The following is a 26,005-nucleotide window of genomic DNA, read 5'->3' on the forward strand; positions in this document are numbered from 1 at the left end:
CAACTTGCCAGCGCTGCGCGCGTGCGTTGACTACACTGCGAGCACTACTGGAGGTAGCAAGGAGTGCTCGATGTCTCCTCGTTCATGCTTTCGCGGTCGAAGTCGCCAGCGTGGGGCCATCGGCCTGGTTGCGGCGATGACCCTGGGCCTGGCGCTATTGTTTGCGCTGTTGGTGGTCGACAGTGGTCGGCTGTATCTGGAGCAGCGCAAGTTGCAGCGGGTGGTCGACACCGCCGCGCTGGAAGCAGTGACCCGCGGTGGGCATTGTCAGGCGGCCAATACAGCACTGACCTACGCGACGCAAAGTGCAGCGCGCAACGGGTTCAGTGTCAATACAGAGCAAACTCTTGCGATTGAATGCGGCACCCTCGCCACCGGTAGCGATAACCTGCGGCGCTTCAGCGTCGATCCCAGCAAGTCAGACGCCATTCGAGTCGTCGCCCATAATTCCGTGCCCAGGAGCATCGCTTCCGGGGTGGCGGCATTGTTTTCCAAGGGACCGCTGCCATTGCGCACCGGGCTGACCGCCACCGCCGTTGCCGCGTCACCCTCACCACTGGCGATGCTGACTATCCGCACCATCCTGGGCGAAATCGACAGCACCAAGTCGGAACTGCTTGATGCGCTGATCGGCGGCATGCTGGGTGGCAATCTGAAGCTGACCGCCGTCGGTTGGGATGGGTTGGTCAAAACCGAGATCAAGCTTCTCAGCTATCTGGATCAGTTGGCGGTGGATTTGCTCCTGAACGCCGGTGACTACGAAACGCTGCTCAGTACGGCGGTGTCGCCCACACAATTGATCAACGCGGCAATCAAGGTCCTGAGCAAAGGCGGCGCAACGGCTCAGGTTGCTGTGCAGGCGCTGCAGTCCATCAGCAATATTTCCAGCGCGGCGCAGACACTCAAGCTGGGGGAGGTGTTGAACGTGCAGACGGGGGCCTCCACGGCGGGTCTGGATTCCAATGTGCAGGTTTTCCAGCTGGTCCAGGCGGTCGCCCAACTGGCCAACAGTAAAAGTGCCGCTGCGGTCTCGACTGAGGTGAGTATTCCGTTGATCGGCAAAGTAGGGGTGAAGCTCAAGGTGATCGAGCCGCCACAGTTGTCGACGATCGGCAATCCGGCGCTGGCCAAGGCTGGCCTGGCCACCGGCAAGGATCAGATTTTTGTCCGGACGGCCCAGGTCAGGGCCCTGGTTTCCATCGAGTTGCCGATACTCAAGACCATTTCCCAGTTGGTATCGGCGCTTCCCGACCTGTTGACGCCAGTTTCGGGGGTCGTGAACAACCTGTTGCATCTTAATCTGGTGGGCGTGGTGAATTCGCTTTTATGCCTGGTCATAGCGCCTTGCGATAACACCGTCCTATCGATTGCTTCCAGGCTGGATATCAGCCTGGAAGCCGGCAGTGCCGAAAGTTACCTTGCCGATTACAACTGCGCCAGCGAGGCCGCCAAGAGCGTGACGGTCCAGGCAACCACCTCCATCGCGAACCTGGGCATTGGCAAGATTGACCCGGTCCAGGCCTTTTCCTCATCCGCGGCCATTGCCGTTGAGCCTGTGCGACTGATTGATATCGGCATCAGAACCTGCGCTGGAATTCTAGGCTGTGGCCCGGTCACGCTGGGTAAGGGCGGAGGACTGGGGCTCAAGGCGCAAACCACTATCGGCCAGCGCACACAAAGCCTGGTCTATCCGTTGCCCCCCAATATCGGCCTGCCTGCGCAGTATCAAGCGATGTCTTCGATCAACATCCTTACGAGTCTGGGCGACACGTTGAGCGGTCTGCAGGTGACCTCCTATGTTCCGCCCAGCGGCAATATCACCGGCACTGCACTGGCGCAGGTGGCGGGGTTGTTGAATCAAATCAGCGGCATACTGGTCAACGCCGTACGGGGATTCATCGGGCCGTTGCTGGACCCGCTCGTCAACACCTTGCTCAAGGCCCTGGGGGTCAGCCTGGGGAACGCGGAGATTGGTGCCAACCTCAGTTGTCATTCAGGCGGTGGAGCGCAATTGGCAATCTAACGCGCCCCGGCAATCGGTAACTCAATGCAGAAACAAGCACCCTGCTCGGCATTGCGCACGCTCAACTGGCCGCCCATGTTCTGCACGATGCCATAGCTCACCGATAACCCCAGGCCGGTGCCGACACCCACCGGCTTGGTGGTGAAGAACGGTTCGAAGATGCGCTCCAGCAGACGCGGGTCGATGCCGCCGCCGTTGTCTTCGACCCACAGGCGCACCACGCGCGCATCGGCTTCGGCGCGCAGGCTGATCCAGGGTTCGAATTCGCGCTGCACTTCACGCTTGCTCAACAGGGCATCGCGGGCATTGACCAGCAGGTTGATCAACACTTGCTCCAGTTGATCGACATGGCCGCGGACCTGTACCTCGAAGTCGAGGGAGGGGATGCGCAACTCCACGCCTTTGCCGCGCATGCCTTCGGCCAGCAGGGCCAAGGTGCCTTCCACTGCCTGCGCCGGATTGAACGGCTGCTGCTCGATCTCCGAACGCCGGCCAAACACCCGCATGTGATCGACCACCCGCGCCGCCCGCTGGACCTGGGTGTCGATCCGGCTGAGCTTGTCCTGCAGGTAGTCGACCGGTACCTCGCCGTTGCTCAAGCGCTTGAGCACATTGACGATGGCCATGCGCATGACGTTGAGTGGCTGGTTGATTTCATGAGCCAGGCCCGTGGCCATTTCCCCGAGGGTGGCCATTTTGGCGCTTTGCATCAGCTGTTGCTGGGAGCGCCGCACTTCAGTGTTGTCGCGGCCCACCGCCTGGACTTCCAGCAGTTGCCCCTGTTCATCGAACACGCCGCGGTCCGACCACACCCACCAGGCGTGTTCGCGACCGGGCAGTTGCAGACTGATTTCTGCGGTGCTGACCGGGAACTCCGGCGTCAGTTGCTGGATGCGCAGCAGGAAGGCAACGCGCTGCTCGGCTGACAACCAACTGCCCAGGTCGACCCCCGGCAATTGCTCCGGCGGGCATTCCAGGTACTTGGCCAGCGGACGGTTGGCGAAGGTCAGCGTCAAGTCGGGACGATAACGGCAGATCATCGCCGGCGAATCCTCCACCAGGATCCGGTAGCGCTCCTCGCTCTGGCGGACCTGCTCGGTGGCCAGGGTGGCTTCGGTATCGTCCAGCCACAGGCCGACCGCCTCGACTGGCAAACCCAGGTCATTGCGCAGCAAGCGGGCCTCATCCAACAGCCAGTGGTAATCGCCGGCCCGGTCACGCATGCGGTAGCGCGCACGCACGTTGCCTTCGCGCAACAGCTGGCGGGTGCGAGCGAAATACAGGTCGCGATCGTCAGGGTGAATCCGCTCGATCAGGCTGGTTTCCGTCAGTTCGCTCAGTTGCCAGCCGAGCAGCGGCAGCAGGCTGTCACTGAAAAAGCATGGTTGCAGGGCACCTTCCTCATACCGCTGTACGTAGATCACCGCGGGCGAACTGGCGATCAGATTGTCCAGCCGGGCATGGGCGGCGGCGGCCTGTTGCTGCTGGTTCTTGATGTCGCTGATATCGAGCATGAACCCCACTGGCCGACGTTGCTCGCCCAACTGCAACAGCTGGCCTTGCAGGCGATACCAGATCGGCGCCTGGAACTCGTCGCGAGCTTGCAGGCGCACACTGAGTAGCAGCGGGCGGTCGCCCTGCAACAGGTCCTGCAGGCGGCTCTGCAGCTCGGCACGGTCGACCGGATGGAACACCGCCAGCCATTCGCCGAGGGACAATCGCGCGTGTTCCAGGTGCAGGTTGCGGGCCAGTTGCGGGGCCAGTTGCACCCCCTCGTGCAGTTCCCACCAGCCGCTGCCGAGCAGCCCTTGCAGGGCATCGAGGCGTTGCAGTTGCTGCTGTTGTTGCTGCTCACGCAAGCGCCCCAGTAGCGGCGCGGCCAGGGCGGCGAGCAGCAGCAACCAGTCACGCTCACCGAGGGCTGGCGCAGGCTGCACTGCCGGATAAAAACCACAGAGCAGCCAGGCACCGATCCCGTGGGCGTCGCGATACGGCACCAGCAAGCCTTCGGCATCGGCAAAAATGTCCCGCAGACGCGGCGCAAGACTGACACCCGCAGCGCCATGCAGCGCGTGGGGACGACTGCCGTCCAGGCTGTCCAGGGCGCTGCCCAGCGACTGATCGGTGTGCCAGAGCCGGGGAGCATCGTGGGCGTGGTAATGGCTGTGGATCCGCCAGTCCTGTTGCGCCTCATCGAGCAGGGCAATCGCCACACAGGGGATTCGCCACTGCTGGGCCAGGTCCTGCAATTGCTCACGCAGAACCTGCGGCAGGCGCGTCAGGCTGCACAGGCGCAGGTGTTCACTGCAGCGTGCGGCCAGTGCCTGGCAGGTGTCCCGGGTCTGGGCCTGTTGCCGCTCTTGCAGCAAATCACCGATATCGAGCAATTGCAGGAGCCAGCCATCCTCAGCCGGTTGTGCCCAGCCGCGCAGGTGCAGGGTGGTTGCACCAAGACCTGTGAAGTCCAGGTCCAGGCTGTGTCCGTGCCATTCGCTGGGTGGGCCTTCGACGGCCAGCCGGCTGCCGGGCAGGAGGTAGTCGCTCAGGTGCAGGGCGGTGCTGCCCGATAATCGATGGGCGAGCAAATGGCGCACGGGGCCGCTGATCTGTAGCACCCGGCCTTGCGAGTCCAGGTGCAATTGCAGCCCCACGCTGGGCATCACCGTGTGCGCAAGGGTGTCGAGTGGCAGGGTAGGGGAACGCTGCAACAGTCGCCCGAACAGCTTGCCGGCAGGACTCAAAATTGAATGCTCGACTGCGCACTCAGGCTGGTTGGCAGGCTGGGAACCGTGCCTACTCCCGGCAACACCAAAAACGGAATCACCTGGTTGAGCTTGCTGGTGGGGTAGCTCACGCTGGCGGTCAACTGGCCGGCGCTGTAGACCGCCTTGGCATCGCCGCCAGTGCCGTAGGTGAGGTTGAAGGCTTTGGGCACCCAGGACAGTTGTTGCTGCAGGACGGAGTTGGCGAGATTGACCACCGCGGTTGGGTAGTCGCTGGTATTGGGGTCCAGGGCGACGCTGCGCCGCACCGCCTCGGCCGTGGCTTCATTGAAGGACTGCATCAGCAACAGCGGCACGCTGTAACTGACGATGGCGTAGAACACCGCAAAAAAAATCACGAACACCAAGGCGAACTCAATGGCGACAGCGCCTTTTTGTTTGTGTGGCAGGTCTGTTTTCATGAGTGCGTCTACCCTGACTACTACGACGTGCCTTGAGCATAGAATCATTCCGCCCACATGGACGATTATTCCCTGATGCACAGTCTTGTCCTGATGATCTGGTTGGCGCTGTGCGCGGTCCAGGATGTCCAGCAACGCCACATTGGCAATCGCCTGACCTTGGGAGCGGGGGCTGCGGCATTGGCCTATTTCCTCTGGAGCGGCACCACCTGGCTGGGTGCACCGGCCGAGCAGGGGGGATGGGCTTTCCTTCTGGCAGTGGCGTTCACTTTGCCCGGTTATGCGCTGGGACGGATGGGCGCCGGCGACGTGAAGATGATGGCGACGATCGGCTTGGCCACCGAGCCGGTCCATTTGCTGGGCAGTTTTATCGGTGCCGGGGTCCTGAGTGCCCTCTGGCTGTTATTGGCGCCAACGGTCTGGCCACTTATGGCTCAAGGACTTAGGAAGCGTGTTGTGTTTCTTGCACCTGAGCTGTCAAAAAACCCACCTTTTGCCCCGTTCGTTTTCCTCGGCATGTTTCTGACGATGGCCTGGATTCAATAGGCTCCGTGCAGCTATATCGCTATGTACATAGTCAGGAAGTACGTCTATTTTCAGATCACAAGTTGTACAGTTCCCGGCTGTAGGTACAGCAATCATCAACCTTCGGCCTGAGCATGGAGTGGCGCGTGAACAAGTCCCCATCGGCAGTAAAAGTATTAGTGGTCGACGACGAACCGTTGATTGTTGAAGAGCTCTGCGAATTCCTCGAAAACAGCGGTTACTCCTGCATTCCCTGTGAGTCCGGCCAACAGGCCATCGAGCTCTTTTGCCAGGACACCGATATCGGCCTGGTGCTCTGTGACTTGCGCATGCCGGACCTCGATGGCATCGAGTTGGTGCATGCGCTACAGCGTGTGGCGGGCAAGCACCGAGCGTTCGAAGCGATCATGCTCACTGGGCGAGCCGACAAGCAGGATGTGATCAAGGCGCTGCGGGCCGGGATTGCGGACTACTACCAGAAACCGATCAACCTCAATGAACTGCTGGAGGGTCTGCAGCGCCAGGAGGCAGCCCTGCAGGAGCGGCAGAAGGAGTTGCAGCTGGGGCATTTGAACCAGAAGCTGCAGCACCTTTCCGAAACCATCAACGACCTCTACCAGGACATCGACAAAGCCCGCCGGGCACCGTCGGCCGACGCCTCGCATAGCCTCGCAGCCGATGCCGCAAATGCCGCAGGGCAAGCCCAGATCCCGGCCCTGTTCAACCAGCTTTCACCCCGTCAGCTGGACGTCGCGCGCCTGGTCGGCAAGGGCCAGACCAACTATCAGATCGCCTGTGAGCTGGGCATCACCGAGAACACGGTGAAGCTGTATGTGTCCCAGGTCCTGCGCTTGACCCACATGCATAACCGCACGCAGTTGGCGTTGGCGTTGTCGCCGAGCAATTCGGGAATGCGCCAGCAAGTGACCGCGCATTAGTCGAGGGCGGTCCGCCGTTCAGTTGCCGGACGACATCTCGCCGGCACTGTCCTGATCGTAGAAATCCGGAATGCTATAGCTGTACTTCTTCAGCCAACGCTGCAGAGCCAATTCGCGCTCGGTGGCGGTGGCGGTCTGGGGTGTGGCGGAGGCAGCCTGGTTGCTGCTTTGCAGCACCAGCCAGCCTTCGGTTTCCTGTTGTTGTGCCGAAGCTGGTCCCGATTCAATCGCCCCGGCGTTCAGGGGCAGGCCAAGCAGGACCAGGCAGCCAATAGTCGCTCGTTTCATCTGCTGTTCTCCTGCGGGTTATTTGAGGCTGATCGCTGTGGTGTCGGCCGCAGCCACCCGGTCGCTGGCTGTCGCCCTGACGGTGGCCGGTGCCTTGAGTCGTTCCGCGTGGGCCCGGGCGTCGGTGAATTGTTCCGGGCTCAGGCCGGCACTGCTGAGCACTTCGGCGGCTTGCTTCCAGTTGTCCTGATAGATCAGCAGCGTCACCAGATTGACCGCCGGCAAGGGGTCACTCTGCTTCAGTTCAATGGCGGTGAGAAATTCGAAACGGGCCTCGTCCAGGCGTAACTGGTTGAGGTAGACCACCCCCAGATCATTGCGGATTTTCTCGTTGGTAGGCGCCAGGCGCACAGCTCGTTGCAGGTGCGCCTGGGCCTGGCCGTTATCACCGCGAGCCGCATACAACTGGCCCAGGCCGTGTTCCGCTTCAGCCGACACACAGCTGCCGACCAGGCTGCGATACAGCGGCTCGGCTTCGCTGCGCCCCAGCAGGCGATAGGCCCGGGCTTTGCGCAAACGCACTTCGTTGAGGTTGTCGGGGAGCTTTTCCAGGTTGGCCAGGCTGGCGTGCAGCTTGCCGTCGCTGGCCATGTCGTCGGCCAGGTTCACCGCCAGTTCCTGCTCGGAATTGAGCCGGGCGCAACTGCCCGATGCCGTCAGCGCCGACCAGGGGGTTGGTCCCCCCGTAGCGCAACCCGTGAGCATCAACAGACTTGTTGCAAGCATCAATATTCTCATCAGCTTCTCCCTAAGAGCCGAACGCGCGGGCAATGGCGGTGAACCCTGGGCCACCCAGAACGATCAGCAAGGCCGGAAACAGAAACAGCATCATCACCACCGACATTTTCGCGGACATTTTCGAGATGTATTCCTGCTGGTGGGTCAGGCGTCGATCATCGAGCAGTTGCTTGAGCGCCAGCAGCGATTTCATTGCCCCGCCACCTTGCTGGATCAGTTGCTGGAGGATCACGCAGGTGTCGTTGAATTCATCCACGGCCAACACGTTTGCACTCTGGTTCAACTCCTGCCCCAGTTCCAGGCCCGAGTCGACCCGGGCCAGGACCAGGCGCAGTTCGCTGGTCAGTTCCGGCAGCAGTTTTTGCGCTTGCGTGCTCAACACCCGAAGGGCCTGTTCCACGGCCATGCCTGACTCGAAGAGGATGCGCAGCAAGGGGATGAAGGTAGAGATTTCTTTGGCAATGATCCGTTGCCGGCGTTTGGCCGCGAAAGCCAATATCCGTTTTGGCAGCAGGTAGCCAACCCCCATCAGCAACAGCGGCACTAACCAGGGATGACTGGCGGCGGGGAAAAAAACCTCGCGCAAAAATACCGCCAGCCCCAGCACCAGCAAGGGCGTGCCGACCTGGATCGCGGCAAACAACGAGCGGTCACTGGCGCGACGCCAACCCAGGCGGGCGAGCAAGGCCAGGGTCTCGTTGTCGGTGCTTACCGAGCGCTGGCTGAGCCTGTTGTCGCCCAGTACGCGCAGGTAACTGCTCAGACGGTTGTCGCGCACCATCTGGCCTTGCAGGCGTTGCGCTACCTGACGCTCGCGCCGTCGTTGCGCCAGTACGCTGCCCAGCGCCAGGAGTGCGGCGGCAAGCAACAAAAAGGCACTGATCAGGATCACCATCTCAAATACTCCGCAACATGCGCCACAACGCCAGGGAGCCGCAAATCTGCAGCAGTACCGCGCTGATCAACATGTGCTGGCCGCTGGGGTCGTGCCACATACCGAGCATGTAGTTGGGGTTGGTAATCAGGAAGTAGCATGCCAGGCCAATCGGCAGCAGCCCCAGGACCCAGGCGGTCAAGCGAGTTTCGCCAGTCATCGCGCGCAGTTGCCGTGCCCCCTGTTCGCGCTCGCGAATCAGCTTGATCAGGTTCTCCAACAGTTCACTGGCATTGCCGCCATAACGATGGTTGACCTTCAGCCCCAGGGCGAACATGCGGAGTACGTCCTGGTCGTAGAGTTCGGCAAAGTCGTGGACGGCATCGGGTAGATTTACCCCGAGTTGCACGTTGCGCTGCACGCGGCCCAAGGCGTTTTTCAGTGGGTCGGCGCTGGCTTCGATACTGCCCATTACCGCGTCCGCCAGGGTTCTTCCGGACTTGAGGCTGCGCACGGTATGGTCAAGCAGTTGCGGCAGTTGCTCGATCATCCGTCGCAAACGGCGTTGATAGCGCCAGGCGATGTACAGTCGTAGCACCAGCGGCGGCAGCAGCAACAATGCCAGCAGGCCCGACCAGCCAGCCACGGCGAAACCGATCAGCATCGACAGGCTCCAGAGCATCAGCCACAGGCCCAGGCGCTCGGTCGGGCGCCCCAGGCCTGCCCGCAGGAACGCGCGCTCCAGGCCACTCCAGCGGGTCTTTTGCAACTCAAGCTGAGGCTGCCCTTGGGCCAGGCGGTTCATCACACGCTCAATGCCGGTTTGGCGCACACCCTGAAAGAACAGGCGGATCGACAACCCGAGCAACAGCAGGCAAATCAGGCTCAGCAATAGCGGTGCAAGCATTGTGGTGGCCTCGCCGGGTCAGTTGAGTGTCAGACCTGCTTCCCGGCGCAGCTTGTCGCCGGCGGGATTGAGCGCCTCGCGCAGGAAGCCGAAGCCGGTGCGGCGGTCGAGGCGAAACAGGGTGTTGGTGACGTAGATGTCGTCGCGAATGCCCACCACTTCCACCACCTCGCTGACACAGCGTCGACCGTCGGGCATGCGCGTCAACTGGATCACCACATCGAGCGCGGCGCAGATCATCTGGCGCAGCGTGCGCTCGGCGATCTGGCGACCGGTCAGCCCCACCAGGGTCTCCAGGCGTAACAAAGCGTCCTGGGCGTTGTTGGCGTGCACGGTGCTCATCGAACCGTCGTGGCCGGTATTCATCGCGGTCAGCACGTCGAGCACTTCGACGCCGCGAATCTCCCCGAGGATGATGCGGTCCGGGCGCATCCGCAGGGCGTTGCGGATCAGGTCGCTGGCCTTGACCTCACCATGGCCCTCGGCATTCGGCGGGCGGGTTTCCAGGCGCACCACATGGGGATGGCCCAGTTGCAGTTCGGCGATGTCTTCAATGGTGACCAGGCGTTCGTGGGGGTTGATCAACTGGCTGAGAATGTTCAGCAAGGTAGTCTTGCCGGTGCCGGTACCACCACTGATGAGGATGTTGCAGCGGCGGCCGACGGCTTCCTGGATGAATTCGAAGATAGCCTGGTCGATGGTTTGCATGGCCATCAGGTCGCTGCTTTTGAGCATGTCTTTGCGGAATTTGCGAATCGACAGGCAGGGGCCGTCCAGGGCAATCGGCGGGATGATCGCATTGACCCGGCTGCCGTCGGGCATGCGCGCATCGACCATCGGCGAGGACTCGTCCAGGCGCCGGCCGAGGGGCGCGAGGATGCGTTGCATGACCCGTTCGACATGGTGTGCGTCGATGAAACGCAGGTCGCTCTGGTGCAGCACCCCGTCGCGCTCGATGAACACCCGGTGCGGGCCGTTGACCAGGATCTCGGTCACGGCGGGGTCGCGCAGTAGCACTTCGAGGGGGCCGAAACCGGTCAGCTCATCGACGATTTCCTCGGCCAGGCGCTCCATTTCATAGCGGGAAACGGCCAGGTGCAGGCGGGCGATGTAGTCGGCGACCTTGTCGATGACAAACTGCGCCAGCAGTTGGCGCGAGCCTTCCAGGAGGTTTTTCCCGGACTCCTCGATGGCGTCGATGATGTAGCGGTGCAGGGCCAGTTTCAGGCCTTCGTGGTCACTGTTGCCGACCGTTGGCCGGGCCGTGGCGCCAAACAGTTTTTCGCTGCTCATTTGCTGCCTCGCAGACGGTTCAGCCAACTGGCCTTGGGTTTGTCCGGGTGTTCGGAGCGCCGGGCGAGCCGTTCTCCCAGGCTGCGCAGGGCTTGGGTCAGGCCTTCGCGGGGGGCCAGTTCGAACAGGGTTATTCCCTGGTTTTTCGCGTTGAGGCGTACCTCTGGGCTGAAGGCCAGCGTGGCCATGACTTCCAGGCCAAAGCTTTTACCCAGGGTTTGCGAGTCGGGGGCAACGTTGCGCAGGTAGCGATCCACCAGCAGTTGGGCATGTTCGAGCTTCATGCCTTTTTCACGCCACAGGTTGAGCACGGCCAGGTTGCGTCGACAGTCGAGCACGCTTTGGTCGGTGTACCACAGCAACTTGTCGCAGTGGCTGACGAAGGTACGCACCGCTTCGCTGTCGGGCTGGCCGGTGAGGTTCACCACGATGTGCTGGAAGTGTTGGCGCAAGGCGCTGAGCAACATGTACAGCTCGGCGGCGCTGGTGTGCTCCAGCGGTTCGTCGTTGCTGGCGTAGGCGAGGATGCGCATGCCGCTGGGTGTGCAGGTAAAGGCGCTGTCGATCAAGGTTGCATCGATACGCCGCAGGTGGCGTAGCGCGTCACCGAAGTGGAACGAGCTTTCCATACCGAGCAAGGCCAGGCTGTCGCCGCGGGGTAAGCCCAGATCCAGCAGCAGGGTCTGCTGGCCACTCTTTTGCACGACCAGCGCCAGGTGACTGGATAACAGCGCACCGTCGGCGTCGCTTTGGGTGCCGAACAACACGCTCAACCCTCCCAGTTGGGTGTTTGGCACCACCGGCGGCAGTCGCTTGCTCAAGCGCCGAACCAGCCCGGCGACTTCGCTGGAGCGTGAGCCGTAGGCGACAAAATCCCGTGCTCCGGCGCGCATCGCGTTGAGCACCAGTTGATTGTCCATGCCGTCGCCCAGGGCGACGATCGCCAGCATCGGCTTGGCTTCCAGGGCGCCTTCGATCAGGGCGCTCTGGGCCACCACGTGTTCGCGGTCCAGGCCGACAAACACCAGGCTGGCGAAGGTCACGTCGACCAGTGCCAGCAACTCGTCAAGGCTGCCGACGCCAGCGCTGACTACCTGGCCCAGGGGCGCCAGTGCTCCTTGCAGCCACTCAAGGTCGGTGCTGTTGCGCGTGATGGCAACAAAGGTCTGGCTCAGGCTTTGGCTCTGGCTCATTGCGATAACCCGCTGCGCTTGTCGAAATTGCCGTTTTCGAGGAAGAACATGCGATAGAAGTTCGGGTCGTAGTTGCGCAGCTTTTCACCCGGCAGGGACGGCAACTGGGCATCGGCCGCCAGCGGCTGAACCAGGTGCGGGGTGACGATCATCAGCAGTTCGCGTTCCTCGCGGTTGATGTTGGTCTCGCGAAAGAACGCGCCGAGGATCGGGATGTCCCCCAGCCCCGGAAACTTGTTGACCTGGGAGCTGTTGCGGGTGCTGATCAGGCCGCTGATGACGAAGCTCTCACCATCGGCCAGGGAGATGCTGGTGTCGGTACGCCGGATGGTCAGCGCCGGAACCAGGGTGCCGGCGATGTTCACGGCATTGCTGAAATCCAGCTCGCTGACTTCCGGTGCCACCTTGAGGGAAATCCGATTGCGCCCGACGATGGTCGGTGTGAGGGTCAGGCGGATCCCGAACTCCTTGTACTCGATGGACACGTTGTCGCTGCCGGAACTGGGAACCGGAATCGGTACTTCGCCGCCGGCCAGGAAACTCGCGCTCTGGCCACTGAGTGCCACCAGGCTGGGGCGGGCCAGGGTGTAGGCAAACCCGCTGCCTTCCAGGGCATTGATCATCACCATGGTCTTGCCGCCGATCCAGGAGAAGTTGAACTGGTCGTTGTTCACCGGCAAGCGTCCCTGGACCACGCCATCGATGGTGGGCAGGGTTCTGGGGGAGCCGAACAGGAAGTTGCCACGGGTCCCGAAAATCGAGGCGGAAGCCTCCTTGAGCTTGGTGCGGCTAACTTCCACAAAACGAATGTCGGTCTGCACCTGGCTGGGCAGCAGCGGGTCTTCGGTAGGCTGCGCGGCGGCGCGGGTCATGGCCGCCGTGGCCTTGCCCTGGACGAACACCATGCTTTGGCGCGGCGCAGTCGAACAGGCGGTCCAGACCATCAGGCTGGTGGCGCCAGGGGCCATCCCGGTGAGCAGGAAGGCATTGCTGCCGCTGGGGTGAACGTCGGCAATTTTCGGATCACCGATGGCCAGGCGAGTAATCGCCACGGGGGATTGCAGGACCTGTTGCAATCCTTCCCCCACTTCCAACACTGCGGGCAGTTGGTCCAGTGCACTGCAATTGCCCGACGTTGCCAGGGCGACATCGACCGGCATGCCCACCAGGAGCAGGGCACAGATCAAGCGGTGGGAGAGCAGCACGGAACGACTTTGCATAAAGATGCATCCTTGCTCGATCAGGGGTTTTGTTGGGTCACCTGGTTGCCACGGATGACCTCGATCGCGCGCCGAGGCATCGGCGTTTGTTTATTGCCGGCAGGGAGGTTTACCGGGGCTTCGCCCAGTGCCAGTTGGTTGAACTGGAATAGCTGGCGGTTGCTGGTCTGCAGGTTGGCGGCCGAATCGGTTTCGCCGGCCCAATACTTGGCCAAGCGCTGTTCTTCGTTGCTGCGTACGGCCAGGCGCAGGGTGCCGGCCTGCGTCGCCAGCATCAGGCGGCTCAGTAATTGTTCAGGGACCGCCAGCACAATTGTGCGTGCGCCAAGCCGACGTTGATCTTGCTTGAGCTTCTCCTCGGGGCTGGCGGCGGGGGTGGCAGGCTTGCCGTCATTGGTCAGGCCGAACTGTTCGCCGACACCCAGTACGCGCATCGCCGGTATTACGATCTGCGCTGTCTGTTGCGCGTTGCTCTGGTCCTGGCGCAGGTACAGCAGGACGTCGACATAGTCGCCAGGTAGCAGTTGCCCGGCAGCGCCGACTACTTCGTCCACGGCGACGGCCAGTGCACGCTCATCGGGGTGGATCATGCGCGCCAGCGGGCCTCCGGCCTCGAAGCTTTCCTGGTTCAACCAGGTGCCCGCACTCAAGGGGCGCCATGGGGTTCGGCCAATGGCCTGCTCGAGGCTGTTCAAGCTGCCAGCGGGAGCGCTGCGCAGCTGCTCCAGTGCGAGGTCGGCGGCAGTCAGCGCAGTGAAAGGCGGCACATCGCGCACCAACACCACTACGGGGTGGCGAGTCTGCTCTTGGGCCTGGGCGACGGTTTTTTCCATGACGCTGGGTGTGGGGAGAGTTACGGCAGGACTGGCCGCAGGTGCAGCAGGGACAGATTGGCGGCTCAAGACCAGCCCCCAATATCCGACGATGATGGCTGCGACCAAGAGAAGCCCAGCCAGGCCCATAGTGATACGACTGTTCATGACGGCTCTCCCTTTCCTGCTGCAATACCGGCTCGTTCAGGTCAACGAGATCACTTCGCAATCAGGCAGCTATGAACATTCAACGATTTGGCTATTGGAAGGTAGTGCAGCTAATCCCAAATGCCATTACGCATAACTAAATAGCCCATAAAATGAGGAAGTGCCTGTAAATACGGCCTTTTTTTTCCAACAAAGTTAGTGTTAATACTTTCTGATTAGTTGCTTCTTACACTTGTTGGGGTGGAGCTTGTTGACAATGCTCTGCTGGCAGAGAGCAATTATGTTGCAGCCCTGCTACATCAGCGCCCCGAGCGCCAAGGAGAAGTCTTATGTTCCTTCAGAAACTGATCGTTAAAACGCGTCGTTTTTTTCGTAGAACCGAGGGGGCTTCAGCGATTGAGTACGCGCTGATTGTGGCGATGGTGGCGTTGGTGGTGATTGTGTTTGTACCAGGTATCAGCGGTTCGATCACGGCAACGTTTAAAGCGGTGGAGGATGGGTTGGTCGACTCGCTTCCTGCAGCTCCTAAAGCTCCTAGTACGCCCTGATAGCGTCGCTGAACTGCAGTGTGTTTTTCAGTCATCAACACTGTCACAGGTATCACCCATGAGTGCGTCTTCTTCCCAGCGTCAACAGTTGCTTCTGGTGGACGATGAACAGGACGCGCTTTTGGAGCTTGCCGAACTGTTGGAGCTCGAAGGCTTTTGTTGTTTTACCGCAACCACGGTCAAACTTGCCTTGCAGCAGCTCACTCGGCATCCCGATATCGCGCTGGTCATCACCGACTTGCGCATGCCCGACGAAAGCGGCCTGTCGCTGATCCGTCGCCTGCGCGAACACACTGCCCGTCAGCACCTGCCGGTGATCGTCATCTCGGGTCATGCCGACATGGCCGATGTCAGCGACCTGTTGCGCTTGCAAGTGCTGGATCTGTTCCGCAAACCCATCTATCACCAGCGCCTGCTGGATACCCTGGACAATCTGTTCCCACAAGCGGCTCCTGCCGGCACAGCACGCATTAGCTGAATCCGCCGCCAGAGTGCGACAGCCCCTTAACTGCCAGACACACTCAAGCCAGCTGTTTGGGGCGCTATACTGCGCACCTATTCGAGTCCTTGGAGATCTACATGCCGGCCCCCGTCTGGTGGTTACTTTGTCTGCCGTTAGTGGCAGGCGCCTTCCTGCCGCTGCAAGCCGGGATCAACGGCCAGTTGGCCAAGCAGGTTTCCAGTGTGCTGTCTGCCGCGTTGATTTCGTTTTTTGTCGGCACCATGGCGCTGTTGATGCTGGTGTTGATCCAGCGTGAAACCCCGACCCTGGCAGCGCTCAAGAGCCTGACCTGGTGGCATTGGAGCGGTGGTTTGCTGGGTGCGTTCTTCATTACCACTGCCGCGTTTGCCGGGCCGCGCATCGGCGCGATGCTGTTCATGGCACTGGTCCTGGCCGGGCAACTGGGCATGGCGCTGGCGCTGGATCATTTTGGTTGGGCGGGGTTTCGCGAAGCCCCCATCAGCGCCGGCAAGATTGCCGGGCTGGTGTTGATTCTGGCGGGGGTGTTCCTGATTCGACGCGGTTGAGCGCTCAGGCCAGCGGCTGCCAATGGCCGTGCATATGCTGCAGCGCGCCGTGGCCGTTCAGTTGCAAGGCGCCACTTGAGCCCGCCGCGCTGGCCAGCAGGATCACCTCGCTGGGCAGGCGCACCGGTTTGTTGAACTGCACCGCGATCTCCAGGTTCGAGCTGGGCAGATGCCCACTGAGTGCCGCCAAGGTACGAGCCTTGATCCACAGCCCGTGGGCGATCGCCTGGGGAAAACCGAAGAGCCGGGCACTCAGTGCGCTCAGGTGAATCGGGTTGTAGTCTCCCGAGACCTTGGCGTACTGCCGGCCAATTTCGGCCGGTGCCCACCAGCGGCTGACCTCGTCGATATCCTGGGTGTCCTGCGCGATCGGTTCCGGCAACTCGCCCGCAAGCTTCACGCCTTTGCACAGCATCCGGCTTTCGGCTTCCCACAGCGGCCCCAGGGCATCGTCCAGGCGGGTGATCAGGTCGAACGTCGCGCCCTTGGCGTGGGGTTGCAGGTTCTGCACATGGACGCTGGCCTGGACTCGACTGAGCCCGCCCAGCGGTCGCAGCAGGCGAATGCGGTTGGCCAGGTGGACCAGTCCCAAGAGCGGGAAGGGGAAGGCCTGGGCGGTGAGCAACTGCAATTGCAGACCGAACGCCAGCACATGGGGATAGGTCGGCGGCAGCAAGCCGTTCTCGGTAAATCCACAGACCTTGCGGTAGGCCGCCACTGACTGGGGGTCGACGTTGAGCCTGGCGCACAGACCGTCATCGGGCAGGACGCTGCCGGTGATCTTGCGTCGCGTCGCGGCCCGCCAATACAGCTCGGGCAGCTTTGGTGCGCCCGCTACAACCTGCCAGTTCGTCGTCATGCTCAGGCTCCCAGGACACTTTGGCCACAAACCCGCAGCGCTTGCCCGCTGACCGCGCCACTGCCGGGCTGGGCCAGCCAGGCCACGGCTTCAGCGACGTCCTGGGGCAGGCCACCCTGGCCCAGGGAACTCATGCGCCGCCCGGCTTCGCGCAGGGCGAAGGGGATGTGTGCGGTCATCTGGGTTTCGATGAACCCCGGCGCCACGGCGTTGATGCTGATCCCGCGCTCGCCGAGCAGCGGCGCCCAGGCCTGGGCCAGGCCGATCAGCCCGGCTTTGCTGGCGGCGTAGTTGGTTTGGCCACGGTTACCGGCGATGCCACTGATCGAGGCCAGCAGGATCACCCGGCCGTGGTCCTGCAGGGTGCCGCTGTCGAGCAGGGCCTGGGTCAGCACTTGTGGGGCATTGAGGTTGACAGCCAGCACCGCATCCCAGAATTCCGGGGTCATGTTGGCCAGGGTCTTGTCGCGGGTGATGCCTGCGTTGTGCACCACGATGTCTATGCCCTGGGGCAACTGTTCGATCAGGCGTGCGGCGGCATCTTCGGCACAGATGTCCAGGGTGATGCTGTTGCCTCCCAGGCGGGCGGCGAGGGCTTCGAGATCGCTCTTGGCTGGGGGCACGTCGAGCAGCACGACTTCGGCGCCATCGCGGGCCAGGGTTTCGGCAATCGCCGCGCCGATGCCGCGCGCGGCACCGGTGACCAGGGCCCGGCGTCCCGCCAGTGGCCGGGTCCAGTCCTGGACCTGAGTGGCGCAGGCGTTGAGCCGCACTACCTGGCCGCTGATGTAGGCACTTTTCGGCGAGAGGAAAAACCGCAGCGCGCCTTCGAGTTGTTCTTCGGCACCGCTGTCGACATAGAGCAATTGCAAGGTGCCGCCGCTGCGCAACTCCTTGGCCAGGGAGCGGCTGAAACCTTCCAGGGCCCGTTGCGCACTGGCGGCGAAGGGGTCGCTGAGGCTCTGCGGAGCACGCCCGAGGATCACCACGTGGGCGCTGTGGTCGAGGTTTTTCAGCAGTGGCTGGAAGAACTCGCGCAACTGCTTGAGCTGGCCGGTTTGTAGCAGGTCGCTGGCATCGAACAGCACGGCCTTGAGCTTGGGCCCATGCCCGGGAATCCATGCCTGGGCCACCAGCGGTTCGGCGCCGTAGCTGTAGATCTGCTCGGTCAGTTTGTTGGCGAAGGCCTGGACCTTGCTGGCCAGCGGGCCGCCGCCGATCAGCAGTGCGCCGTCCACCGGCCGCAGCCGACCGGCTTCCCAGCGTTCCAGGCGGACCGGCGACGGCAGGCCAAGGGCGCCGACCACGCGGTGGCCGAGTGACGAGTTGGCGAAGTCGATATAGCGGTCTGACATGGAACGCGCTCCAGCGGTTGGGGTTCAAAGTGTGGACCACGAATCGTCATCAGTCGTTCGATCCGCGAGATAAGGCCTACGCTTGTGGGTCATGGCTTTCACAGAATAGGAGCTTTTCATGACTCAGCTGCGCCGCGTCGCGATCATAGGCGCAAATCGCATCCCCTTCGCCCGCTCCAATGGCCCCTATGCCACCGCCAGCAACCAGGCGATGCTGACGGCCGCGCTCGAGGGCCTGATCGAGCGCTACAACCTGCACGGCCTGCGCCTGGGCGAAGTGGCGGCGGGGGCGGTGCTCAAGCATTCCCGGGACTTCAACCTGACCCGCGAGTGCGTACTCGGCTCACGGCTGTCGCCGACCACCCCGGCCTACGACATTCAGCAGGCCTGCGGCACGGGGCTGGAAGCGGCGTTGCTGGTGGCGAACAAGATCGCCCTGGGGCAGATCGACTGCGGTATTGCCGGCGGCGTCGACACTACGTCGGACGCGCCGATCGGGGTCAACGAAGGCCTGCGCAAGATTCTCCTGCAAGCCAATCGCGCCAAGACCACTGCCGATAAACTCAAGACCTTCCTGCAGTTGCGTCCCCGGCACTTGCTGCCTGAGCTGCCGCGCAACGGTGAACCGCGCACCGGCTTGTCCATGGGCCAGCACTGCGAGTTGATGGCGCAGACCTGGAATATTCCCCGGGCCGAACAGGATCAACTGGCGCTGGAAAGTCATCAGAAAATGGCCGCCGCTTATGCCGAAGGTTGGCACAACGACCTGATGACACCTTTCCTCGGCCTGACCCGTGACAACAACCTGCGTGCGGACCTGACCCTGGAAAAACTGGCGGCGCTCAAACCGGCTTTCGACAAGACTGGCAAGGGCACACTCACGGCGGGTAACTCGACGCCACTGACCGATGGCGCCTCCCTGGTGCTGCTGGGCAGTGAAGCCTGGGCGCAAGAGCGTGGCCTGCCAGTCCTGGCGTATTTGCGCGATGGCGAAGCGGCGGCGGTGGACTTCGTCAACGGCGCAGAGGGGCTGTTGATGGCCCCTGTGTATGCCGTACCGCGTCTGCTGGCGCGCAACGGCCTGACTCTGCAGGACTTCGACTACTACGAAATCCACGAAGCCTTCGCCGCGCAAGTGCTGTGCACCTTGAAGGCCTGGGAAGACGAGGACTACTGCAAGAGCCGCCTGGGACTCGACGGGGCATTGGGCTCGATCGACCGCAGCCGGCTCAACGTCAAAGGCAGCTCCCTGGCCGCCGGCCACCCGTTTGCGGCGACGGGTGGGCGCATCGTCGCCAGCCTGGCCAAGCTGCTGGAAGTGGCGGGGCAGGGCCGCGGACTGATCTCGATCTGCGCCGCCGGGGGGCAGGGAGTGACGGCAATTATCGAGCGTTAGGCACCCCCAGCCCTTTGATCAGGTGCGGAAGCGTCGCACTAACCCGTCCAGCTCATTGGACAACCCGGCCAGGCTCTGGGAGTCCAGGCGTGCCGAGTTCGCCAGTTCCGCCACCAGTTGCGCATCGCCATGGATCTGGCTGATGTGCCGGTTGATGTCTTCGGCGACCTGGTGTTGTTCCTCGGCGGCGGTGGCGATCTGGGTGTTCATGTCGCGGATCACGTCCACCGATTCGCGGATCTGCCCGAAGCTGTTGCGTGCCTCACCAATGCGGCTCACCGACTGCTGCGAGACTTGCAGGCTGGCGTGCATTTGCTGGGTCACCTGGCTGGTGCGTTTGGCCAGGTTGCCCAGCAGGCCGTCGATTTCCGCCGTGGAGTCGGCGGTGCGTTTGGCCAGGGCGCGGACTTCGTCGGCCACCACGGCAAAGCCGCGACCCTGTTCACCGGCGCGTGCCGCTTCGATGGCCGCGTTCAGGGCCAGCAGGTTGGTCTGCTCGGCGATGGAGCGAATGGTGCCGAGAATCGACTGGATGTCATTGCTGTCGCGTTCCAGCTGCTGCATCGATAACGCCGACTGCTCGATTTCCTGGCTCAAACGGTCGACGCTGCTCACGGCGGCGTCGATCTGTTGCTGGCCTTCGTGGGCCTGGCGTTGACCGTTGTCCGCGGAATCGGCGGCCTGGCTGCACGAGCGGGCGACTTCGTTGGCGGTGGCGACCATTTCATGGAACGCCGTGGACACCATGTCCACCGCTTCGCGCTGGCGCCCGGCGGCTTCGGCCATCTCGCCGGACACTTGGGTGGCGTTGTGGGAGTTGGCGAGGATCTTGGTCGCGGCGCCGCCGATGTGCTGGATCAGGCTGCGAATCGCTGCCAGGAACTGGTTGAACCAACTGGCCAGTTGCGCGGTTTCGTCGCTGCCACGGACCTGCAGGTTCTGGGTCAGGTCGCCTTCGCCTTGTGCGATGCCTTCCAGGCCACTGGCGACACTGCGGATCGGCCGTACGATCAGGCTGGCGAAACTGGCCCCGACCACGGCGAAGATCGCCGCCAGGACTGCGGCGATGATCGCGATCAGCCAGGTCAACTGGGTGGCCTCGCTCATGACGTCGGCTTGCTTGATCAGGCCGATGAACGTCCAGCCCAGTTGCTCCGACGGCCAGACGTTGGCCATGTAGCGCTCGCCGTTCAGTTCGACTTCCACCAGGCCCTTGCCGGCCTTGGCCAACTGCGCGTAACCCTCGCCCAGGGAGTTCAACGGCTTGAAGTTATGCTCGGGCCGTTGCGGGTCGACCAGCACGGTGCCGTTGTTTTCCATCAGCATCAGGTAGCCGGTTTCGCCGAGCTTGATCTGTTTGACCAGTTCGGTGAGCTGGGTCAGCGTCACGTCGATACTGACCACGCCACCGTTGGGCCCCAACTGGTTATCGAGGGTGCGCACGGTGCTGACGTAGGTGGTGTTGTTATCGGTCCAGTAATAGGCCGCGGTGCGCAGCGGTTTGCCCGGGTTGGCCTGGGCGGCCTTGTACCAGGGACGCTGGCGTGGGTCGTAGTTGGTCAGTTGGGCGTCATCGGGCCAGGACACGTAGCCGCCGGCGCTGGTGCCGACGATGGCATAGGCGTAGGCCGGGTGACTGTTGCCCAGGTTCTGCAGGAGGGCGAACACTTGCTTGTCCATCTCGCCCTGCGGGATGTCCGCCGCGTTGGCAGCCATGTAGGTCTTGAGGCTGGCGTCGGTGTTCTTGATCAGCGGCAGCGAGGCCAGGTAGTCGACGTTCTGGCTGATGCCGTCGAAAAACATTTGCATGGCGTTGCTGACCTGGCGGATCTCGCGACCGCTGCTGTCGACAAAGCTGTCCTTGGCATCACTGCGCAGGTTCATCACCACCAGTGTGGCAACCAGGACCACGGGCAAGCAGGCAATGATTGCAAATGCCCAGGTCAGTTTTTGTTTGATGTTCATCCGCGCTCCAGAATTGTTCTTATTGGCCGATTGTCAGACAAATCCTTTTGTCATGGATGACTTCGGCCGCTGGAGGGGGAAATTGAGGTTTTATTGGAAAAAAACCTACATGGTGCTGGCTCTTGGATTGCGCACTCTGTCGCAAATGCCTGCTAATCCGGCTGCTAACCTGAGTCAGAGTCTGGGCTATGATCTGCCCCGGTCCTCAGGATTGAGTGGATAAATCTGGCACATTGAGTGCATCCACAGGGTTCATAGGTCGGCAACCCCTCCCCGCCGTGAGTGGATTGCCGTATAACGAATGACTTTCGCGTGTTTGGTAATAAAGGACCCACAATAAAAGCTGATGAAGACTCCAAAACGCATTGAACCCCTGATCGAGGACGGTCTGGTCGACGAGGTGCTGCGCCCACTTATGAGTGGTAAAGAAGCAGCTGTTTATGTGGTGCGCTGCGGCAACGAATTACGTTGCGCCAAGGTTTACAAGGAGGCGAATAAACGCAGTTTCCGCCAGGCCGCCGAATACCAGGAAGGCCGCAAGGTGCGCAACAGCCGACAGGCCCGGGCCATGGCCAAGGGCTCCAAGTTCGGTAAAAAAGAAACCGAGGATGCCTGGCAGAACGCCGAAGTGGCGGCGTTGTTCCGCCTGGCCGGTGCCGGGGTGCGGGTGCCCAAGCCGTTCGACTTCCTGGAAGGCGTGCTGCTGATGGAGCTGGTGGCCGACGAGTTCGGCGATGCCGCTCCGCGCCTGAACGACGTGGTACTGGATGCCGATCAGGCGCGTGAATATCACGCCTTCCTGATTTCCCAGATCGTGCTGATGTTGTGTACCGGTCTGGTGCACGGTGACCTGTCGGAGTTCAACGTGCTGCTGACGCCGGACGGTCCGGTGATCATCGACCTGCCGCAAGCGGTGGATGCGGCGGGCAACAACCACGCCTTCAGCATGCTCGAGCGGGATGTGGGCAACATGGCCTCGTACTTCGGGCGCTTTGCCCCGGAGCTCAAGCGCACCCGCTACGCCAAGGAGATGTGGGCCCTGTACGAAGCCGGGACCTTGCACCCGGCCAGTATCCTGACCGGCGAGTTCGACGAGCCGGAAGAACTGGCGGACGTCGGCGGCATCATGCGTGAGATCGAGGCCGCCCGCCTGGACGAGGAGCGCCGCCAGGCGATCCGCGCCGCAGACGACGCGCCACCGAGCAAAGCCGAAGAGCCGCCTCCGCCCTGGATGCAGTAATCGCGAGCAGCAAAAACCCGGCCTCGGCCGGGTTTTTTGTGGGTGCCTACAGGGTCAGCTATGAGCGGGTTTGGCGCAGCAGCCCGAGGCCAGTTCCTTGAGGATCGGGCAGTCCGGGCGGTGATCGCCCTGGCAGTGCTCCACCAGGTCCTGCAGGGTGTCGCGCAACTGGCCCAGCTCAAGGATTTTCTGGTTCAGTTCGTCGATGTGCTGGCGGGCCAGGGCCTTGACGTCGGCGCTGGCCCGTTGGCGATCCTGCCACAGGGCGAGCAGCTTGCCGACTTCCTCCAGCGAGAAGCCCAGGTCACGGGAGCGCTTGATGAAGGCCAGGCTGTGCAGGTCCTGCTCGCCATACAGACGGTAGCCACTGTCGGTGCGGTGCGCCGGCTTGAGCAGGCTGATCGACTCGTAGTAACGAATCATCTTGGCGCTCAGGCCACTTTGCCGGGCGGCTTGGCCAATGTTCATTCCAGATCCTCCAGTTTTTTCGGCTTCCAGGTCTTGAGCAGCAGGGCGTTGCTGACCACGCTGACGCTGGACAGGGCCATCGCCGCACCGGCCATGACCGGGTTGAGCAAGCCGAATGCGGCCAGCGGGATCCCGATCAGGTTATAGACGAAGGCCCAGAACAGGTTCTGGCGGATCTTCGCATAGGTCTTGCGGCTGATCTCCAGCGCTGCCGGCACCAGCCGAGGGTCGCCGCGCATCAGGGTGATGCCGGCCGCGTGCATGGCCACGTCGGTGCCGCCGCCCATGGCTATGCCGATGTCTGCCGCCGCCAGTGCCGGAGCGTCGTTGATGCCGTCGCCGACCATCGCCACCACCCCGGTTTTCTTCAGTTCGGTGACGGTCGAGGCTTTTTCCGCGGGGAGCACTTCGGCGTGCACGTTGCTGATGCCCAGGGCTTGGGCGACCACCTTGGCGCTACCCCGGTTGTCGCCCGTCAGCAGGTGGCTGCCGATGTGCTGGCTGTTCAGTTCCTCAATGGCTTGCAGGGCGCCGGGCTTGAGGGTGTCGCCAAAGGCGAACAGGCCCAGTACTCGCAACTCGGGGCTTTGTTCGATCAGCCAGGACAGGGTCCGGCCTTCTGCTTCCCAGGCCGTGGCCGAGTCTGCCAGGGCCCCGGCGTTCAAGCCGCTTTCCTCGAGCATGCGGCGATTACCCAGGGCCAATTGCCGGCCGTCCAGGGTGCCGGCAATGCCGCGACCGGTCAGAGACTGGCTGGCAGTGACGTCGGCCACGGCCAGCTCACGTTCGGCGCAGGCGTCCAGCACGGCCTTGGCCAGCGGGTGTTCACTGCCGCGCTGCAGGGCGCCGGCTTGTTGCAACAGCGTCGCTTCGTTGCCGTCGACGGCGCTGAAGTGGGCGATGCGCGGGGTGCCGGAGGTCAGCGTGCCGGTCTTGTCGAATACCACCACACTGACTTCGTGGGCGCGCTCCAGGGCTTCGGCGTCCTTGATCAGAATGCCGTGGCGGGCAGCGACGCCGGTACCGGCCATGATCGCGGTAGGTGTGGCCAGGCCCAGTGCACAAGGACAGGCGATCACCAGCACGGCCACTGCGTTGATGACTGCGGTTTCCAGAGGTGCACCGTACAACCACCAACCGATCAGGGTGGCCAGGGCCAGCAGCAGCACCACCGGCACGAACACCTGGCTGACCTTGTCCACCAGCTTTTGAATGGGCGCCTTGCCAGCCTGGGCGTCTTCGACCAGGCGGATGATCCGCGCCAGCACGGTTTCCGCCCCGAGGGCCAGGGTCCGTACCAGCAGGCGGCCTTCGCCGTTGATGGCGCCGCCGGTGACGCTGTCGCCGGGCTGCTTGGGCACCGGCAGGCTTTCACCGCTGATCAGGGCTTCGTCGGCGTGGCTCTGGCCTTCGACCACCTCACCGTCCACCGGGAACCGTTCGCCGGGCTTGACCAGCACCAGGTCACCGAGGCGCAAGGCACTGATGGCAACGTCCTGTTCGCGGCCGTCGATCACCTGGATCGCCCGCTCCGGACGCAAGGCTTCAAGGGCCCGAATGGCGCTGGCGGTCTGGCGTTTGGCGCGGCTTTCCAGGTACTTGCCGAGCAGGACCAGGGCGATCACTACGGCTGAGGCCTCGAAGTACAGGTGCGGTTCGGTGCCCGCGCTGGCGGTCGCCCACAGGTAGATGCTCAAGCCATACCCGGCGCTGGTGCCCAGGGCGACCAGCAAGTCCATGTTGCCGGCACCGGCGCGCACGGCTTTCCAGGCGGCGACATAAAAACGCGCACCGAAGATGAACTGCACCGGAGTGGCCAGGATGAACTGCACCCAGGCCGGGAGCATCCAGTGCAGGCCGAAGGGTTGCACCAGCATCGGCAGCACCAGTGGCAACGCCAGGAGCACGGCCAGCAGGACGCTCCAGCGTTCACGCTGCAGGCGTTGTTGCTGGTCGTCATTGGAGCGTTGCTCGGCTTGCCAGACGCTGGCGCTGTAACCGGCCTTGGTCACCGCATTGATCAGCACCTGCGGGTCGATCTGGCCGAGCAACTCCAGGTGTGCCCGCTCGCTGGCCAGGTTGACGCTGACGCTCTTGACCCCGGCCACCTTGTTCAACGCGCGCTCGACGCGACCGGCGCACGAGGCGCACGTCATGCCGCCGATGCTCAGTTCCAGGCTCTGGGCGGGAACGCTGTAGCCGGCTTGCTGCACGGCCTGCATCAAGGCCGGCAAGCTGTCGCGCGGGGCCTGGACACGCGCCTGTTCGGTCGCCAGGTTGACGCTGACAGAGGTGGCGCCCACGACTTTACTGAGCGCCCGCTCGACACGCCCGGCGCAACTGGCGCAGGTCATGCCGGCAATCGGCAGATCGAAGGTGGTGGAATCGGACATCGGTCTTACTCCCTGTAGAAATGACCTACAGGTTCAACCTTGCCATGCTGGCAAGGTCAAGCGCCATGTGCAAAACGCCACACCCCACAGGTCGGCGGGTAGCGGGAGTCAATAACCCAATGTCGCCGGCTTCAGGTACATGCCCTGGGCGTTCATGGCGACGCGGTACTTGTGGATATCTCCGGCGCGCAGGGTGATGTTCTGCGAACCGGGCGCGAGCATCCCGGGGTTGCAGCCGGGCACTTGGCCAGGCAGCAGTTTCAGGCGCAGGGAGAAGGTCCCGGGCGGCAGGTTGAACGAGGTGCTTTGCTCCTGGAACAGCCGCGCGGACAGCTGGTCCTGGATGTACACGCCGATTTCGCACGAGGTCGCGACTTCCAGGCGCTCGCGCGAAATGATCAGTACCCCGTAGTCTTGCGCACTGGCCGGCGAGGCGGTGGCGCAAAGACTGAGCATGCCCAGTAGGCTGAAAGCGTGCCAGCGCATGGCTGAGTCTCCTGCTTGTATGTCATGGATGGCCAAGCTTGACCGAGCATGCGGTGCAATGCCAGCCCGGCCGTTCATCGCGGAACTTGACCTTGCCACGGTG

At 62.7% G+C, this 26,005-nt stretch carries 24 protein-coding genes and 1 pseudogene; 8 read left to right on the plus strand and 17 right to left on the minus strand.

The annotated features are described in order from the left end of the window. Positions 1 to 70: 70 nt before the first annotated feature. Entirely contained in the window at positions 71 to 2,023 is a 1,953-nt protein-coding gene (locus QMK50_RS17050) for a pilus assembly protein TadG-related protein (protein ID WP_320333557.1), read from the plus strand. On the opposite strand, the gene QMK50_RS17055 is transcribed toward QMK50_RS17050, so the two are convergent. Both QMK50_RS17055 and QMK50_RS17060 read right to left on the minus strand, forming a co-directional pair. After that, on the minus strand, positions 2,020 to 4,764 hold the full coding sequence (locus QMK50_RS17055) for an ATP-binding protein (RefSeq protein ID WP_413787299.1): 2,745 nt from the start codon (positions 4,762 to 4,764) through the stop codon (positions 2,020 to 2,022). The genes QMK50_RS17050 and QMK50_RS17055 overlap by 4 nt on opposite strands. Further along, positions 4,761 to 5,207, minus strand: coding sequence for a TadE/TadG family type IV pilus assembly protein (locus tag QMK50_RS17060; protein WP_320333558.1), 447 nt, complete (start codon positions 5,205 to 5,207; stop codon positions 4,761 to 4,763). The genes QMK50_RS17055 and QMK50_RS17060 overlap by 4 nt, the downstream gene beginning before the upstream one ends. 75 nt (positions 5,208 to 5,282) lie before the next feature. Here QMK50_RS17060 and QMK50_RS17065 point away from each other — a divergent pair, with 75 nt between their 5' ends. Both QMK50_RS17065 and QMK50_RS17070 read left to right on the plus strand, forming a co-directional pair. Then, positions 5,283 to 5,753 (plus strand): prepilin peptidase, encoded by a 471-nt coding sequence (locus QMK50_RS17065; RefSeq protein WP_320333559.1) that lies wholly within the window; start codon positions 5,283 to 5,285, stop codon positions 5,751 to 5,753. A gap of 125 nt (positions 5,754 to 5,878) precedes the next feature. After that, complete coding sequence (locus tag QMK50_RS17070) at positions 5,879 to 6,670, plus strand: response regulator transcription factor (protein WP_320333560.1); 792 nt, start codon at positions 5,879 to 5,881, stop codon at positions 6,668 to 6,670. Positions 6,671 to 6,688: 18 nt separating this feature from the next. Here the strand turns inward: QMK50_RS17070 and QMK50_RS17075 are convergent, their stop codons facing one another. From QMK50_RS17075 to cpaB, 8 genes are read right to left on the minus strand one after another with little or no spacing between them, the layout of a single operon-like run. Then, entirely contained in the window at positions 6,689 to 6,958 is a 270-nt protein-coding gene (locus tag QMK50_RS17075) for a DUF3613 domain-containing protein (RefSeq protein ID WP_095170194.1), read from the minus strand. Between the two features lie 18 nt (positions 6,959 to 6,976). After that, entirely contained in the window at positions 6,977 to 7,696 is a 720-nt protein-coding gene (locus tag QMK50_RS17080) for a tetratricopeptide repeat protein (RefSeq protein WP_095170195.1), read from the minus strand. Positions 7,697 to 7,706: 10 nt separating this feature from the next. Continuing rightward, positions 7,707 to 8,591: a type II secretion system F family protein gene (locus QMK50_RS17085; RefSeq protein ID WP_320333561.1), complete on the minus strand. Its 885-nt coding sequence runs from the start codon at positions 8,589 to 8,591 to the stop codon at positions 7,707 to 7,709. 1 nt (position 8,592) lies between these two features. Continuing rightward, the gene (locus QMK50_RS17090) at positions 8,593 to 9,477 is read right to left on the minus strand and encodes a type II secretion system F family protein (RefSeq protein WP_095170197.1); all 885 of its coding nucleotides are present in this window, start codon (positions 9,475 to 9,477) and stop codon (positions 8,593 to 8,595) included. 18 nt (positions 9,478 to 9,495) lie between these two features. Further along, entirely contained in the window at positions 9,496 to 10,770 is a 1,275-nt protein-coding gene (locus QMK50_RS17095) for a CpaF family protein (protein WP_320333562.1), read from the minus strand. After that, on the minus strand, positions 10,767 to 11,963 hold the full coding sequence (locus QMK50_RS17100) for a pilus assembly protein (RefSeq protein ID WP_320333563.1): 1,197 nt from the start codon (positions 11,961 to 11,963) through the stop codon (positions 10,767 to 10,769). Before QMK50_RS17100 ends, QMK50_RS17095 begins: the two co-directional genes overlap by 4 nt. Further along, positions 11,960 to 13,183, minus strand: coding sequence for a type II and III secretion system protein family protein (locus QMK50_RS17105; RefSeq protein WP_320333564.1), 1,224 nt, complete (start codon positions 13,181 to 13,183; stop codon positions 11,960 to 11,962). Before QMK50_RS17105 ends, QMK50_RS17100 begins: the two co-directional genes overlap by 4 nt. A gap of 20 nt (positions 13,184 to 13,203) precedes the next feature. Then, a complete protein-coding gene (gene cpaB, locus QMK50_RS17110) occupies positions 13,204 to 14,163 on the minus strand; it encodes a Flp pilus assembly protein CpaB (protein WP_320333565.1) in 960 nt (319 codons plus the stop codon). A 329-nt stretch (positions 14,164 to 14,492) separates the two neighbouring features. Here cpaB and QMK50_RS17115 point away from each other — a divergent pair, with 329 nt between their 5' ends. The 3 genes from QMK50_RS17115 (at position 14,493) to QMK50_RS17125 (ending at position 15,740) form a co-directional block, all read left to right on the plus strand. Next, a complete protein-coding gene (locus QMK50_RS17115) occupies positions 14,493 to 14,711 on the plus strand; it encodes a Flp family type IVb pilin (protein ID WP_320333566.1) in 219 nt (72 codons plus the stop codon). A 58-nt stretch (positions 14,712 to 14,769) separates the two neighbouring features. Next, positions 14,770 to 15,189, plus strand: coding sequence for a response regulator (locus tag QMK50_RS17120; RefSeq protein ID WP_320333567.1), 420 nt, complete (start codon positions 14,770 to 14,772; stop codon positions 15,187 to 15,189). A 101-nt stretch (positions 15,190 to 15,290) separates the two neighbouring features. Next, on the plus strand, positions 15,291 to 15,740 hold the full coding sequence (locus tag QMK50_RS17125) for a DMT family transporter (RefSeq protein WP_095170204.1): 450 nt from the start codon (positions 15,291 to 15,293) through the stop codon (positions 15,738 to 15,740). Positions 15,741 to 15,744: 4 nt separating this feature from the next. Here QMK50_RS17125 and QMK50_RS17130 read toward each other — a convergent pair whose 3' ends face one another. Both QMK50_RS17130 and QMK50_RS17135 read right to left on the minus strand, forming a co-directional pair. Then, positions 15,745 to 16,599 carry a MaoC family dehydratase gene (locus tag QMK50_RS17130; RefSeq protein ID WP_320333568.1) on the minus strand — a complete coding sequence of 285 codons (855 nt, stop codon included), beginning with the start codon at positions 16,597 to 16,599 and terminating at the stop codon, positions 15,745 to 15,747. Between the two features lie 2 nt (positions 16,600 to 16,601). Further along, entirely contained in the window at positions 16,602 to 17,954 is a 1,353-nt protein-coding gene (locus QMK50_RS17135) for a 3-oxoacyl-ACP reductase (RefSeq protein ID WP_320333569.1), read from the minus strand. 118 nt (positions 17,955 to 18,072) lie between these two features. Between QMK50_RS17135 and QMK50_RS17140 the strand changes: the two genes are divergently transcribed. After that, the gene (locus QMK50_RS17140; protein ID WP_320333570.1) at positions 18,073 to 19,350 is read left to right on the plus strand and encodes an acetyl-CoA C-acetyltransferase; all 1,278 of its coding nucleotides are present in this window, start codon (positions 18,073 to 18,075) and stop codon (positions 19,348 to 19,350) included. 18 nt (positions 19,351 to 19,368) lie between these two features. On the opposite strand, the gene QMK50_RS27395 is transcribed toward QMK50_RS17140, so the two are convergent. Both QMK50_RS27395 and QMK50_RS27400 read right to left on the minus strand, forming a co-directional pair. Further along, the gene (locus QMK50_RS27395; RefSeq protein WP_371917605.1) at positions 19,369 to 20,136 is read right to left on the minus strand and encodes a methyl-accepting chemotaxis protein; all 768 of its coding nucleotides are present in this window, start codon (positions 20,134 to 20,136) and stop codon (positions 19,369 to 19,371) included. Between the two features lie 90 nt (positions 20,137 to 20,226). Continuing rightward, positions 20,227 to 21,315: pseudogene (locus tag QMK50_RS27400) on the minus strand (cache domain-containing protein); the annotation flags it as partial. A gap of 346 nt (positions 21,316 to 21,661) precedes the next feature. Between QMK50_RS27400 and QMK50_RS17150 the strand changes: the two are divergent. Next, complete coding sequence (locus QMK50_RS17150) at positions 21,662 to 22,555, plus strand: PA4780 family RIO1-like protein kinase (protein WP_095170209.1); 894 nt, start codon at positions 21,662 to 21,664, stop codon at positions 22,553 to 22,555. Between the two features lie 54 nt (positions 22,556 to 22,609). On the opposite strand, the gene cueR is transcribed toward QMK50_RS17150, so the two are convergent. From cueR to QMK50_RS17165, 3 genes are all read right to left on the minus strand, one after another. Further along, positions 22,610 to 23,023, minus strand: a complete 414-nt coding sequence (cueR, locus tag QMK50_RS17155) for a Cu(I)-responsive transcriptional regulator (protein ID WP_320333571.1) — start codon at positions 23,021 to 23,023, stop codon at positions 22,610 to 22,612. Beyond that, positions 23,020 to 25,416: a heavy metal translocating P-type ATPase gene (locus QMK50_RS17160; RefSeq protein WP_320333572.1), complete on the minus strand. Its 2,397-nt coding sequence runs from the start codon at positions 25,414 to 25,416 to the stop codon at positions 23,020 to 23,022. Before QMK50_RS17160 ends, cueR begins: the two co-directional genes overlap by 4 nt. A gap of 108 nt (positions 25,417 to 25,524) precedes the next feature. Next, positions 25,525 to 25,902, minus strand: coding sequence for a hypothetical protein (locus QMK50_RS17165; RefSeq protein WP_159993597.1), 378 nt, complete (start codon positions 25,900 to 25,902; stop codon positions 25,525 to 25,527). Positions 25,903 to 26,005: the final 103 nt, after the last annotated feature.

The sequence above is a fragment of the Pseudomonas sp. P5_152 genome, assembly GCF_033989915.1.
In the GTDB taxonomy this organism is placed as follows: Bacteria; Pseudomonadota; Gammaproteobacteria; order Pseudomonadales; family Pseudomonadaceae; genus Aquipseudomonas.

What these genes read in the sequence shown, in the direction of transcription:
- QMK50_RS17105 (WP_320333564.1), bottom strand. Translation starts at nt 13,183, where the DNA reads ATGCAAAGTCGTTCCGTGCTGCTCTCCCACCGCTTGATCTGTGCCCTG.
- QMK50_RS17165 (WP_159993597.1), bottom strand. Translation starts at nt 25,902, where the DNA reads ATGCGCTGGCACGCTTTCAGCCTACTGGGCATGCTCAGTCTTTGCGCC.
- cpaB (WP_320333565.1), bottom strand. Translation starts at nt 14,163, where the DNA reads ATGAACAGTCGTATCACTATGGGCCTGGCTGGGCTTCTCTTGGTCGCA.
- QMK50_RS17065 (WP_320333559.1), top strand. Translation starts at nt 5,283, where the DNA reads ATGCACAGTCTTGTCCTGATGATCTGGTTGGCGCTGTGCGCGGTCCAG.
- QMK50_RS17095 (WP_320333562.1), bottom strand. Translation starts at nt 10,770, where the DNA reads ATGAGCAGCGAAAAACTGTTTGGCGCCACGGCCCGGCCAACGGTCGGC.
- QMK50_RS17090 (WP_095170197.1), bottom strand. Translation starts at nt 9,477, where the DNA reads ATGCTTGCACCGCTATTGCTGAGCCTGATTTGCCTGCTGTTGCTCGGG.
- QMK50_RS17115 (WP_320333566.1), top strand. Translation starts at nt 14,493, where the DNA reads ATGTTCCTTCAGAAACTGATCGTTAAAACGCGTCGTTTTTTTCGTAGA.
- QMK50_RS17120 (WP_320333567.1), top strand. Translation starts at nt 14,770, where the DNA reads ATGAGTGCGTCTTCTTCCCAGCGTCAACAGTTGCTTCTGGTGGACGAT.
- QMK50_RS17140 (WP_320333570.1), top strand. Translation starts at nt 18,073, where the DNA reads ATGACTCAGCTGCGCCGCGTCGCGATCATAGGCGCAAATCGCATCCCC.
- QMK50_RS17125 (WP_095170204.1), top strand. Translation starts at nt 15,291, where the DNA reads ATGCCGGCCCCCGTCTGGTGGTTACTTTGTCTGCCGTTAGTGGCAGGC.
- QMK50_RS17075 (WP_095170194.1), bottom strand. Translation starts at nt 6,958, where the DNA reads ATGAAACGAGCGACTATTGGCTGCCTGGTCCTGCTTGGCCTGCCCCTG.
- QMK50_RS17080 (WP_095170195.1), bottom strand. Translation starts at nt 7,696, where the DNA reads ATGAGAATATTGATGCTTGCAACAAGTCTGTTGATGCTCACGGGTTGC.
- QMK50_RS17100 (WP_320333563.1), bottom strand. Translation starts at nt 11,963, where the DNA reads ATGAGCCAGAGCCAAAGCCTGAGCCAGACCTTTGTTGCCATCACGCGC.
- QMK50_RS17050 (WP_320333557.1), top strand. Translation starts at nt 71, where the DNA reads ATGTCTCCTCGTTCATGCTTTCGCGGTCGAAGTCGCCAGCGTGGGGCC.
- QMK50_RS27395 (WP_371917605.1), bottom strand. Translation starts at nt 20,136, where the DNA reads ATGGCCGAAGCCGCCGGGCGCCAGCGCGAAGCGGTGGACATGGTGTCC.
- QMK50_RS17130 (WP_320333568.1), bottom strand. Translation starts at nt 16,599, where the DNA reads ATGACGACGAACTGGCAGGTTGTAGCGGGCGCACCAAAGCTGCCCGAG.
- cueR (WP_320333571.1), bottom strand. Translation starts at nt 23,023, where the DNA reads ATGAACATTGGCCAAGCCGCCCGGCAAAGTGGCCTGAGCGCCAAGATG.
- QMK50_RS17150 (WP_095170209.1), top strand. Translation starts at nt 21,662, where the DNA reads ATGAAGACTCCAAAACGCATTGAACCCCTGATCGAGGACGGTCTGGTC.
- QMK50_RS17060 (WP_320333558.1), bottom strand. Translation starts at nt 5,207, where the DNA reads ATGAAAACAGACCTGCCACACAAACAAAAAGGCGCTGTCGCCATTGAG.
- QMK50_RS17135 (WP_320333569.1), bottom strand. Translation starts at nt 17,954, where the DNA reads ATGTCAGACCGCTATATCGACTTCGCCAACTCGTCACTCGGCCACCGC.
- QMK50_RS17160 (WP_320333572.1), bottom strand. Translation starts at nt 25,416, where the DNA reads ATGTCCGATTCCACCACCTTCGATCTGCCGATTGCCGGCATGACCTGC.
- QMK50_RS17085 (WP_320333561.1), bottom strand. Translation starts at nt 8,591, where the DNA reads ATGGTGATCCTGATCAGTGCCTTTTTGTTGCTTGCCGCCGCACTCCTG.